Source organism: Aeromonas sp. 603607, assembly GCF_049171595.1.
Classification (GTDB): Bacteria; Pseudomonadota; Gammaproteobacteria; order Enterobacterales; family Aeromonadaceae; genus Aeromonas; species Aeromonas veronii.
On record NZ_JAAKOV010000009.1, the window covers coordinates 132,725 to 144,707 of the forward strand.

10 protein-coding genes and 1 pseudogene are annotated in these 11,983 nt (G+C 60.1%); 2 read left to right on the top strand and 9 right to left on the bottom strand.

Annotated features, from left to right (window positions below):
- Positions 1 to 58 precede the first annotated feature (58 nt).
- The 9 genes and pseudogenes from G5315_RS10695 to G5315_RS10735 form a co-directional block, all read right to left on the bottom strand.
- Positions 59 to 826, bottom strand: coding sequence for a PTS sugar transporter subunit IIA (locus tag G5315_RS10695; protein WP_421333008.1), 768 nt, complete (start codon positions 824 to 826; stop codon positions 59 to 61).
- On the bottom strand, positions 826 to 1,131 hold the full coding sequence (locus G5315_RS10700; protein ID WP_005334611.1) for a PTS fructose transporter subunit IIB: 306 nt from the start codon (positions 1,129 to 1,131) through the stop codon (positions 826 to 828). The genes G5315_RS10695 and G5315_RS10700 overlap by 1 nt, the downstream gene beginning before the upstream one ends.
- A gap of 219 nt (positions 1,132 to 1,350) precedes the next feature.
- Positions 1,351 to 2,757, bottom strand: coding sequence for a hexose-6-phosphate:phosphate antiporter (gene uhpT / locus G5315_RS10705; RefSeq protein ID WP_005353611.1), 1,407 nt, complete (start codon positions 2,755 to 2,757; stop codon positions 1,351 to 1,353).
- A 567-nt stretch (positions 2,758 to 3,324) separates the two neighbouring features.
- A complete protein-coding gene (locus G5315_RS10710) occupies positions 3,325 to 5,235 on the bottom strand; it encodes a PTS fructose transporter subunit IIABC (RefSeq protein WP_421333009.1) in 1,911 nt (636 codons plus the stop codon).
- 535 nt (positions 5,236 to 5,770) lie between these two features.
- The gene (locus G5315_RS10715; RefSeq protein WP_266134038.1) at positions 5,771 to 6,547 is read right to left on the bottom strand and encodes a phosphotransferase family protein; all 777 of its coding nucleotides are present in this window, start codon (positions 6,545 to 6,547) and stop codon (positions 5,771 to 5,773) included.
- 11 nt (positions 6,548 to 6,558) lie between these two features.
- Positions 6,559 to 7,074 (bottom strand): AAA family ATPase, encoded by a 516-nt coding sequence (locus tag G5315_RS10720; RefSeq protein WP_421333010.1) that lies wholly within the window; start codon positions 7,072 to 7,074, stop codon positions 6,559 to 6,561.
- Between the two features lie 31 nt (positions 7,075 to 7,105).
- A pseudogene (locus tag G5315_RS10725) lies at positions 7,106 to 7,204 on the bottom strand (GNAT family N-acetyltransferase); the annotation flags it as partial.
- A 65-nt stretch (positions 7,205 to 7,269) separates the two neighbouring features.
- Positions 7,270 to 7,533 (bottom strand): hypothetical protein, encoded by a 264-nt coding sequence (locus tag G5315_RS10730; RefSeq protein ID WP_227341052.1) that lies wholly within the window; start codon positions 7,531 to 7,533, stop codon positions 7,270 to 7,272.
- Between the two features lie 212 nt (positions 7,534 to 7,745).
- Positions 7,746 to 8,783, bottom strand: a complete 1,038-nt coding sequence (locus G5315_RS10735; protein WP_421333011.1) for a Mal regulon transcriptional regulator MalI — start codon at positions 8,781 to 8,783, stop codon at positions 7,746 to 7,748.
- Positions 8,784 to 9,064: 281 nt separating this feature from the next.
- Here G5315_RS10735 and malX point away from each other — a divergent pair, with 281 nt between their 5' ends.
- Both malX and G5315_RS10745 read left to right on the top strand, forming a co-directional pair.
- Entirely contained in the window at positions 9,065 to 10,636 is a 1,572-nt protein-coding gene (malX, locus tag G5315_RS10740) for a maltose/glucose-specific PTS transporter subunit IIBC (RefSeq protein WP_005353570.1), read from the top strand.
- Between the two features lie 87 nt (positions 10,637 to 10,723).
- Positions 10,724 to 11,914, top strand: a complete 1,191-nt coding sequence (locus tag G5315_RS10745) for a MalY/PatB family protein (RefSeq protein WP_421333012.1) — start codon at positions 10,724 to 10,726, stop codon at positions 11,912 to 11,914.
- The last annotated feature ends 69 nt before the right edge of the window (positions 11,915 to 11,983 follow it).

Consider the following 11,983-nt stretch of genomic DNA (forward strand, 5'->3'; position numbering starts at 1 on the left):
TGCTGAGGGCAGGATGAATGGCTGGCGTTTCAACAAGCAGCGCCCAGAGCCAACTCGCCTAGCTCAGCAGGCTCTCGATCACGATAGCCTGACGGGCGGGGGGCGAGCCCGCCAACAGCAGGGCGTGGCTGACCACATCGTCGATCATCGCCTGCGCCAGTCGGGTGAGGGGGCGCAGGGTCTCCCGTCCGCTACCAACCGGCACCGCCAGCAGAATAATGGTCTGCACCGGCCCGATTTGAGAGCCCCACTCGATGGGCTCCTTGCAGCTAAGCAGGGCCAGCGTTGGCTGGCTGATCCCTTCGCTCAATACATGAGGCATGGCAAGGCCGGGGCGGATGATGGTGGCCGAGACCTGCTCGCGCCGCTCTACCGCGGCGGTCAGTGTGGCGCGGTCGGTGACCAGTTCGACGGGCAGCAGATCGACCAGATGCTCGAGGGCTTCGGCTTTGGTCAGCGGTTCGGGGCTGTGGGCCAGCTGGCGCAGGGCAAAATGGTAGTCGGGCAGGGTGTTGGCCAGTCGCAACTCCGCCAGCGCGGCGGTGCGCGTGCGCACCAGCGGTTGACCCAGTTCCCCGCACCAGCAGGTGAAGGCCATGTGGGCGAGCTCGGCATCGCACCCTTCAATCTGCAACTGGCAGAGATCGCCGGGCTGGGTGGCGAGGGTCAACAGGGAGAGCTGGTTGCTGGCGGCAACGGTCTGGCGCCGGGTGAGGTTGGCGCAGCGGATGGTGGATTTGAACATCCCCGCCAGCCGGTTCAACTGCTTGGCCTGGGTGATGCTCAACCCCTGCTGGCAGTAGAAGGTGATTTCGCGGGTCAGCATCAGGCCGGGATCGGCAGGGCCTTGAGTACGGCGTTGGCATCCAGCAGCACGGTTTCCAGTCTCACCTGATGGATGGTGCAGCCGAGGAAGCGCTCTTTCTGCTCAATCTCGATATCGGAGGCAATCAGCACCAGGTCGGCGCTGGCAATATCGCGGGCGGTCAGCATGTTTTCCATGCCCATGGCGCCCTGTGTCTCGACCTTGATCTTGAGTCCCAGCCCAGTGGCGGCTTTTTGCAGGGCATCGGCAGCCATATAGGTATGGGCAATACCGGTCGGGCAAGCGGTGACGGCAACGATCTTCATCTGCTCTCTGTGATGCTGGCAAGGGGGAGCAACAAGATAGCGCCAGCGGGGGGCTTTTACCAAAAGTCCATATGAAAAGTGGGATCTTGATGGGGATATGCCCGTCCCTTGAACGGCAGTGCAGGCTCATGCCGGGCCAGTCGGGTGTCTGGTTGCTCCAAACAACAAGGGCCACCCCTGTGGGTGGCCCTGAACAATCTGCGTCTGTTGTTATGGCTATCAGGCGGTCTGGGCAGCCAGCTCGGCGGCTTTCAGTTCGCGCTTGATGCGGCGGATCTTGCGCTCTTCGGCGACAGCGACACAACCCATCAGCACCAGACAGGCGGCGGCTGCGATATCCAGCGCCGCGAAGGTGCCGGTCCAGCCGGTCAGACCGAAGATGGGGGTGCCATCGGCGATCATGCCCAGACCCAGTTTGGCGAAGCTGTCACCGATGAGGTAGGCAAAGGTGCCCTTGACGCCATCGGCTACGCTGATGCCCTGCTTGGGGACGAAGCCCACGGCGGCGACGCCGATCAGCAACTGCGGACCAAACACCAGGAAGCCCAGGGTGAACAGGGAACCCAGGAACATAAACTGGGTGGTCGCATGCTGGTAGAGACCCAGGGTCGCGATGATCAGCGCCAGTGCTACGCAAGCCACCAGACCACGACGGCCATTGGCCAGATCGGAGAGGTAACCCCACATCAGGGTGCCGACCAGTGCGCCCACTTCGAAGAAGGTAAAGCCCTGAATAGCCACGTCTTTGGAGAAGCCCAGCTCCTGGTGGGCATAGACGGTAGACCACTGGTCGATACCGATACGCACCACGTAGAGGAAGATGTTGGCAAAGCAGAGCAGCCAGATCACCTTGTTGAGCAGCACGTACTTCACGAAGATCTGCCACTTGGTCAGCTGCTGCTCTTCGGTAGCGATATCCTCTTCGCTTGCCACTTCGTCAAACAGCTCTTCCACCTTGCCAAGGCCATAGGCTTCCGGCGAATCGCTACCAAAGCGCAGGCCGATAAAGCCGACGATCAGCGCGATGATGGAGGGGAAGATAAACATGCCGAGCACGTTGCCATCAAACAGGTAGTTGGCACCGAACAGCGCCACACCGGCTGCACCGGCACCGCCCACGTTGTGGGAGAGGTTCCACATACCCAGATAGGTGCCGCGCTTGTTGCGAGGGGTCCACTTGGTGATGGTGGAGTAGCTGCACGAACCGCCACAGCTCTGGAAGAAACCGCTCAGGGCGTAGAAGAAGATCATGAAGTAGAGGCTGAAACCGGTGCCGCCCATGCTGGCACTGAAGCCCAGCATGCAGAGCGCGGAGAGGATCAGCATCAGCGGCAGGAACTGCTTGGTGTTCTTGCCGTCGGCATAGTAGGAGACGATGGTCTTGCCCACCCCGTAGGTGATGGAGAAGCCAAGGCCGATCATGCCAAGCTCGGTCATGGAAAGACCGTACTCCTGGATCATGTCATTTTGCGCAATGTTGAAGTTCTTGCGGATCAGATACATGGTCAAATAGCCAATAAATACAACCAGATAAGATTGCATAAACGGCTTGAACCAGAGCTTGCGCCGGGCTTCGACCGGCAGGTCGAGGGTGGGGACCCGGACCTGTTGGAGCAATTTCAACATCTTCGTTCATCCTCTGCGAGATAGACGGTATTTCCGCCGCGCCCCTCATTTGTAGATAGGTTGTTCGAGGTCACGCCACGGAAGGGGGAACGGAACGTCGGGGCTGTCAGCCGTTGCTGCGCTCGACGCTCCATCCATATAAACCCGGGCCCGGCACGGGATGACGGGGCACATTGCCCGTCGCGGTGCGGGTCACGACATCAGGTGAGGTGACTCTAATAAGAGGGGCAAAAAATGGCTTGAGAGCCATCCCTAGTGGGGCTAGGAAATTTTCCTAGTTTTTGCGCTTTCGCGGACAAAGCGTGAGAAACATCACACCGCTGACGCCGGATTGCTGCCATTTCAGCCAGTTTGGCGCTTTGTGCGAGTGCTGGGCTGAGGAGGGGAGAGGTAAGAAGGGAGTCAAGTAAAGGAAAGGGAAGAGACGAGGAAGAGTGCTTATCGACCACTATTGCTCGGGGGGCGATTTTGGGAAATACGGCCCACCAGCCATCCCCAAAAAAACAAGAGGCCACCCAGTGGGGTGGCCTCTTTTATGGTTTAGGTGCCTCGATGGTGAGGGGGGACTCAGGCCGCCTTGGCCAGAGTTACCTCATCACTCTTTTTGACCCGCAGTTTTTTCAGGGCAACCGCCACCACGCCGGTGACGATGGCACCGCAGATCATGCAGAGCAGGGCCAGCAGCGGCTTGTTGACCGCACCCAGCAGGGCCACGATGGGGCCACCGTGGGCAACGCTGTTGGTGATGCCAAACAGGAAGGCCATCACTGCGGCGGTCATGCTGCCCAGCACGTTGGCCGGAATCACGGCCAGCGGGTCACGGGCGGCGAACGGAATCGCCCCTTCGGAGATACCCACCAGACCCATGGCACCGGCGGCTTTGCCCGCTTCGATTTCAGAGGCATCGAAGATACCGAGCTTGCGACCGAGTACGGTAGCCAGCGACATGCCAAGGGGCGCGGCCGGGATGGCGCAGGCCATGGCGCCCATAAACTGGGTCTGGCCGGAGGCAATCATGCCGACGGAGAAGAGGAAGGCCACCTTGTTGACCGGGCCACCCATATCAAAGCCCGCCATACCACCCAGCACGATGCCCAGCAGCACCAGACTGCCACCGCTCATGGAGAGCAGCATGGCGTTGAGGCCGGTCATCATGTCGGCAATCGGGGCGCCGATGATGAAGATAAAGACCGCAGCGATAAACAGGGAACCGACAATGGGGGCGATCAGGATCGGCACCAGCGGTTGCACCATCTTGTGGTACTGACGGGTGGCAATCCAGCGCACCAGATAACCGACCAGCAGGCCCGCAATGATGGCACCGATAAAGCCGGTACCGGCGTCAGCGCCGTAGAAACTGCCGTTGTTGGCGATCCAGCCACCGATAAAGCCCGGTGCCAGCGCCGGACGATCACCGATGGCGTAGGCGATATAGCCTGCCAGAATGGGGATCATCAGGGTGAAGGCGGCCACGCCGACGTTGAGGATCTGGTTCCACATGCTCCCTTCCGGGATCTGCATGCCGCTTGGGGTCGGGTTGCCGCCGATGGCCAGTGCCAGCGCAATCAACAGACCACCGGTCACCACGAACGGGATCATGTGCGATACGCCGTTCATCAGGTAGCGGTAGAGATCCGAGCTGCCGCCGCTGGCGCGCTTCTCGTCACCCTTCTTCTCATCCTTGTCCGCTACATAGGCGGGGGCTTTCAGCGCCTGCTCAATCAGACCCTTGCCATCCTTGATGGGAGCTTTCACGCCGGTCTTGATGAGGGGCTTGCCAGCGAAGCGGGCCATGTCCACCTGCTTGTCACAGGCCACCACGATGGCGGTGGCGCGGGCAATCTCGTCTGCGGTCGGGCTGTTCTTGACGCCGATGGAGCCGTTGGTCTCCACCTTCACCTCATAACCCAGCTCCTTGGCGGCGCGCTCCAGCGACTCGGCCGCCAGATAGGTGTGGGCGATACCGGCCGGGCAGCCGGTGACACCGATGATAAAGCCCTTGCTGGTGGCCGGGGCCGCGCTCTGCTCCTCTTTCTTGGTCAGCAGCAGCGCCAGCGCATCGGCCGGGGTTTTTGCCGCCAGCAGTTTGGCGATAAAGCCCTCCTCGATCAGCTTGCCGGAGAGCTCGGCCAGCACTTCGATATGGTGGTTGGCGCCGCCATCGGGGGAGGCGATCATAAAGAAAATGTGGGACGGCTTGCCATCTTCGGCGCCGTACTCGATGCCGTTGCGGCTGATGCCGATGGCGACCGCTGGATTGCACACAGCCGCACTCTTGGCGTGGGGCAGGGCCACGCCCTCTTCAAAGCCGGTGTTACCCAGCTCTTCGCGGGCCCACAGATCCTTGATAAAGGCCTGCTCGTTGCTGACTTTGCCTTGCGACGCCAGCAGGCGGGCCATTTCGGTGAAGACCTCTTCCTTACGCGTCGCTTTCAAATCGAGGTTGATCAGATGTTCATTGATCAAGGTGGTGATCATGGCGCTCTCCCCGCTTCCGGTGACGGAAGCTATGCGTGAGTACGTATCGACGTACTGGATAAAAATGACCTGTTCATTATCGTGGCTCGCTCGCCCCCTCCCTATCGGACAAATGTGCTAATCACTGGATTTTTGTGCGCAGTAAAACGCGATGTGATGAAGATCCCGTTTTCAGGCAGGAATCACCATTTTCAGGTTATTGCTAATTTTGTCTTTAAAAACAAATAAATGGATTGTGACTGGTCTCGTAACCAGGTTTGTAATGCATCATGTCAATAAATTAATCACCAGCGGGGTCTGGATTTATATGTGGTTTTAAGGCGTTATAAGATGTGACCTTTCTCACAAAAAGTCGCAGTTTCGTCGGGCGGATTAGGATTTTTATGCGCCTGATGGCGGAGGCCAATCGCATTGGCTGGGCGAGCGCAGAGGGGCGTTGTTTGGGAAGAAAGTGTGGTGGCAAGAGAGGGATGGCTGAAAAGAGAGAGGTGATAACGCGAACGTCCGAATACGCTGCGCTATTCGAACCTACGGACTACACAATATGCGCCACCGACTCCAGCCAGTTGGGAACTTGTTGCCGATACCACTCCAGATATTGCTGTGCCTGCGGCTTCTCCCTTCTGGTCAGCAGATTGGTGACTTCAATAATCAGCCAGCACTTGGCCATGACGAGATGGCGCAGCAACCGGTCGCCAGAGAGCAGCGAACTGTGGCACAGATAGCGTTCAATGATGGTTTCATATTCAGCCAGCGAACCCATCCGCGGCACCAGCGGGGCCAGATCGATGGCCGGACTGCCATAACCAAATCGCTCCCAGTCAAACAACACCAGCTCACCATTGTTGCGGGTGCCCCAGTTGCCCTCATTGCTGTCTCCCGAAATCAGGCATGACTCCTCGAATAGTTCGTGACCAAGTTGCTGGATATGGCGGATCTTCTCGTTTACCGCTTCCGGCAGGCAGAGTACAGAGAGCGCCTCGTTGGTGTCGACGAGCGACCAGCCGTGAGTTTTCACCGCAAAGTCGGGCTGATAGTTGGCGTTATGCAGGCTGGCCAGCTGAGCAAAGGTCTGTTCGTTGTGGTGCAGCTGCGTGAGCGTGACCGGATGAGGGATCTGCTCAAGGAACAGGGTCTCCCCTTCGACCTTGAGCAGGGTAGGAGTGTTGAGCCCGCTCAAATGAAGTGCGGCGCGTTGGTAGAAATGGCGCTCGACAGGCGATGCGCCGCTTTTTCTGATACAGGGTTTGCCATCCAGCAGCTGGATACTTACCGAAGCGCCCCCCATTTTCGCCAGCTCCTGTTGCGTCATCCTCTACCCCGTTAGCTATGAGTGGTCAGTTGCGTGAGATAGCTATGTACCTCTGTGCGAGTCGTGAAACGGTGCTTGTCGTTTGGGAATCGATCAAACAGCTCGTGATGGAATTGGCGGGAGCTTTTGCCGGCTCGCTGCCCATATTCCGATGCCCACACCAGCAGTTGTTGAAAGCTCTCTTCGGCTGCTACGGCATCCCGTTGCCTGGCACTTTGTGATCCGCGCGATAGCAGTGAATCACGGCATACTGACCAGTCGAGATCCAGAAAAAGCAGGGTATCGGCGGCATCAAGCAGTTGCTCGGCCAGGGCACCATATACCCCTTCGACCACCCATGATGGCTCTTGAGCAAGTGTTTGAATGGCATGATCAATCTCATGCTGGGGCCGTTTTTGGTTAAACCCGCCCGGTTGCCAGACGATGGTGTCCAGATTGACCTCGCGGATAGTTAACCCCTCAGCCAATCGAGCTGCCAACCAGCTCTTGCCCGATCCAGAGTTGCCAATAATCAGAATTCGTTTCATCTATGAGCGCTCTTTTCTGGAACAGATATCTGGAGGCTGGAAAGTAGGGGGCAATGCGCAGCTCTGCGGGATCGGCCTCCAGCAGCAGCGCTAGCGGCAGTTGGTCGGGGTTCGTCTCGACAAACGTCATCTTTATTTCTCTTTTATCCCGCTCTGACGGTCCGTGGTGCGCCGTCCTCTGGGCCTGATGGTCACTCAATATTCCAGAAACTTCTCGCCGCAGCGCTCGCAGATCAGGTGCTTTACATGGGTGGCCTGGTAAGCCAGCGTTTCGCCAAACGCCCAGTTGGTAATGCTGCTGGAAGTAAAGGCTTGCCAGAAGGCTTTGCGCGGATCCTTGGGCATGATGTCCTGGCTGTGATCGCGGGCGACCAGCACCACGAGATGGCGGGTACGCTCGCCGCATTTGTCACAGCGGTGGATTTCAGTTGGCGGATTCTGGTCGTGCGGGTTGCTCATAAAGGGGCTCGTGAAGAGAGTGGACGCCCATCATATTCCTCTCCACTTGGCTCTCAATCTCTCCTTGCCAGCGCAGTGAGCAGACTCACATTTTGCGCCCCCTCTTTGTTATTTGCCCGCGCGCCGCAGCCGTGTGCTTCTGGTCGATGCCCGCTTTTGCGGTTTGCTGGTGAGTGGTGATGATATGGCGGCAGCAGGCTTGCCCAGCCAGTTCAGGCTGATTCTCGCTTCTGCAGATTGGGGGTGATGATATGGCGGTTGGGGGCGAGTTCGGGTTGCTGCATCCGGGTCAGCAGGCGCCTTGCCGCCTGACGGCCGATTTCGCGGGCCGGTGAGCTGACGAAAGTGAGAGCGGGGGAGGTGAGTTCTGCCTCCGCCACATCGTCAAAACCGAGCAGGGCCACCTGCTGGCCGATGTAGTTGTCCTTGCCTACGGTGCGGCCGCTCGCCTCGACGCCATAGACGGCGCCGAGCGCCACCTCGGGGTAGTGGCAGAGCACGGCGGTCACCTTGGGGTGCTGGTGCAGCAGCTGGGCGATGGTGTCGGCGGCGCTGCGCTGGGTGCGCTCGCACTCCAGTACCCACTCCGGTTTGAAGGGCAGGCCATATTGCAGCAGGCTGGCGCAGTAGCCGCCGATCCGCTCGGCGCGGGTGAGGGAGTCGGCCCGCCCGCCGACATAGGCGATATGGCGGTGCCCCTGCTCGATAAGGTAGGTGGTGGCCTGCTTGGCGGCGTGGGTGTTGTCGGGGCCGATAAAGTCCACGTCATCCCGATAGTAGGAGCGGGCGGCGCACACCACCGGCAGCTCGGAGTCGAGCAGGGTCTCCAGGGTTTTGGCTGCCGCGCCGCGTACCGGATTGAAGATGATGCCCGCCACCCCCTGTCGCGACAGGGAGTGGATGCTCTGCTGCAGCCGCTCCGGGCTGTGACCGCACTGGGTCAGAAACAGCAGATAGCCCTGCTGCTCCAGCACCTCGCTCACCCCGGCGGTCACCTCGGTATAGAAGGGGTCGGTGATGTCGCGCAGGATCAGCCCCACCAGATTGGACTGCTGGCTGCGCAGGTTGGCGGCGGCGCTGTTGGGCACATAGTCGAGTTCTTTTATCGCCTGCTGCACCCGCTCGGCGGTGGCCGGCGAGATACGCCCCTTGCCGTTGAGCACCATGGAGACGGTGGTGACCGACACTCCCGCCCGCTGGGCGACATCGGTGATCTTGGTGGCTTTGGCAAAGAGGGATTTGGGCGACATAGGGCGAATGGACGACGGGCAGTTGAGAGCGAGGCCCCAGCATACCTGCTTGGGTTGCCAAGTGAAACGTTACATCACCATCTGGCCGATCCGGCTCACAAATTTGGATCCTCCTGCCAGCCAGCCCCCTGATTCTGTGATCCTATCGGCACTTGTAAATTGATAAAACGTTTTATCATTCGGCAAAACCTGATGCTGACCCGCGCCTCTGCGTCGAAATTGCCACGAGCAGCCACGGGGAAAGCCGCAGATATTGCTGTCTATTCACAAGGAGCCGTTTCATGGCCAAGCCTCAAGCCAAATCCACCATATGGGAGTTCCTGCAGAGCCTCGGCAAGACCTTTATGTTGCCGGTCGCCCTGCTGGCCTTCTCGGGCATCCTGCTCGGTGTCGGCAGCTCGCTCACCAGCGATGCGGTCAAGCAGAGCATGCCCTTCCTCGACAATACCGTGCTGCAACTGCTGTTCCTCTGGATGACCAAGGTGGGGCTGGTGGCCTTTATCTACCTGCCGGTGATGTTCGCAGTGGCCATTCCGCTCGGGCTGGCGCGGGAAGAGAAGGGGGTTGCGGCCTTTGCCGGTTTCGTCGGCTATGCGGCGCTCAACCTCTCCATCAACTTCTACCTCACCGTGGCCAACGTCATCGGTGACGCGGCGGCGGAGAAGGCCTACGGGGTGAAATCGATCCTCGGCATCAGCTCCATCGACACCGGTATTCTGGGGGCCATCATCGTCGGGGTGATCGTCGCCAAGTTGCACGCCCGTTTCTACACCTACAAGATGCCCGATGCGCTCGCTTTCTTCGGCGGTGCCCGCTTCGTGCCCATCATCACCGCGCTGGTGCTGGGTGTAGTCGGTTTGGTCGTGCCGTTCGTCTGGCCCTGGTTTGCTGCCGGTATCAACGGTATCGGGGCGCTCATCTCCCACGCCGGTCCCTTCGGCCCCTTCCTGTTCGGTACCGGTGAGCGTCTGCTGCTGCCGCTCGGCCTGCACCACATTCTGGTGGCGCTGATCCGCTTTACCGAAGCGGGCGGCACCCAGCTGGTGTGCGGTCACGAGGTGAGCGGCGCTCTCAATATCTTCTACGCCGAACTCTCCTGCGCCGACACTTCCGGCTTCTCGGTCTCTGCCACCTCCTTCCTCTCTCAGGGCAAGATGCCTGCCTTCCTCGGCGGCCTGCCGGGTGCGGCGCTCGCCATGTATCACTGCGCCCGTCCGGAAAATCGCGGCAAGATCAAGGCGCTGCTGGTCTCTGGCGTGGTGGCCTGCGTCATCGGCGGTATCACAGAGCCGCTGGAGTTCCTGTTCCTGTTCGTGGCACCGGTACTCTACGTCATTCACGCCATCCTGACCGGTCTGGGCTTTATGACCATGGGGCTGCTCGGCGTCACCATCGGCAACACCGACGGCAACCTGATCGATTTTCTGGTGTTCGGCGTGCTGCAAGGCACCGCCACCAAGTGGTATCTGGTGCCGGTCGCGGCCGCCATCTGGTTTGCCATCTACTACAGCGTGTTCCGCTTCGCCATCGTGCGCTTTAACCTGAAAACCCCGGGCCGCGAGATTGAAACCAGCGAGACTGCCCAGCCCGCAGGCAAGAAGGCCGGCAACAGCGGTTACAACGGTGAAATCATCCTCAACGCCCTGGGCGGTGCCGATAACATTCTGGCGCTCGATAACTGCATCACCCGCCTGCGGATGTCGGTGCAAGACATGAGCCGGGTTGATGACAAGGTATTGAAGGCAAACGGCGCCATCGGGGTGATCAAGCTCGACGAGCACAACCTGCAGGTGGTGATCGGCCCGCAGGTGCATCTGGTGAAAAACCAGCTGCAGAGTCTGATGGGGGCCTGAACCGGCCAATAAGATCCGAACGGGGGGCGCAAGCCCCCCTTGTTTGCCTCTCTCAATATGTCTCCTGTTTATGGAGGGAGAAACTTCATGCACGATATTTATGACTTCGACCATGTGGTCGACCGCCACGGCACCTACTGCACTCAGTGGGACTATGTAGCCGACCGTTTTGGCCATGCCGATCTGCTCCCCTTTACCATCTCCGACATGGATTTCGAGACCGCCCCCTGCATTCGCCAGACCTTGGCAACTCGCCTGGAGCACGGGGTATTTGGCTACAGCCGCTGGAATCACGACGACTTCAAAGGGGCGGTGAGCGACTGGTTTGCCCACCGCCACGGGGCGAGCCTCGACCCCGAGACGCTGGTCTACGGCCCCTCGGTCATCTATGTGATTGCCCAGCTGGTGAGCCTCTGGTCGGCGCCGGGTGAGGGGGTGCTGGTGCATACCCCCGCCTACGACGCCTTCGGCAATATGCTGACTGCCAACGACAGGGTGCTGCTGCCCTGTCCGCTCAAAAAAACAGAGGGGAGCTACCAGATCGACTGGGCCTGCTTCGAGCAGCAAGCCGCTCGTCCCGATTGCCGGATTTTGCTGCTCTGCAGCCCCCACAACCCCACCGGCCGGGTCTGGACGCGGGATGAACTCGGCCGGATGGCCGCCATCTGTCAGCGCCACGGGGTCAAGGTGATCTCGGACGACATCCATATGGATGTGAGCTTTGCCCGCTACCTGCCGTGGAGCGAGGTGGCACCGGACGATCACTGGGCGCTGGTGAGCTCGGGCTCCAAATCCTTCAATATTCCCGCCCTTGGCGGCGCCTACGCCTTTATCGCCAACGCCGCGGCGCGGGCCTCCTATCTGCAGCGGCTCAAGGCGGCCCATGGCCTATCATCGCCGCCCATTCTCGGGGTGCTGGCCCATATCAGTGCCTATCGGGACGGCGCTGCCTGGCTCGATGCCCTGAAAAGCTATCTGCACGGCAACCTCACCCATGTGGCGGCGCGGCTCAACGCAGCCTTCCCCGCCATCGACTATCGGGTGCCCGAGGGAACCTATCTCGCCTGGATTGATCTGCGCGGCCTTGGCATCGACTCCCCCGAACGGATGGATGCGCTGCAAACCTTGCTGGTGGAGAAATACCGGGTCGCCATCATGCGCGGCGACACCTATGGCCCGGAAGGCACAGGCTATATCCGCCTCAATGTCGGCTGCCCGCGCTCGAAGGTTGACCAAGGGCTCGACGCCCTGATCGGCGCGCTGGGGGAGGTGGGGTAAGGATTGATCCTCTGGCTGGATGAGGCGTTGACTCATCCAGCCAGTAACCTTGATAGAGGCGTTCGGCTC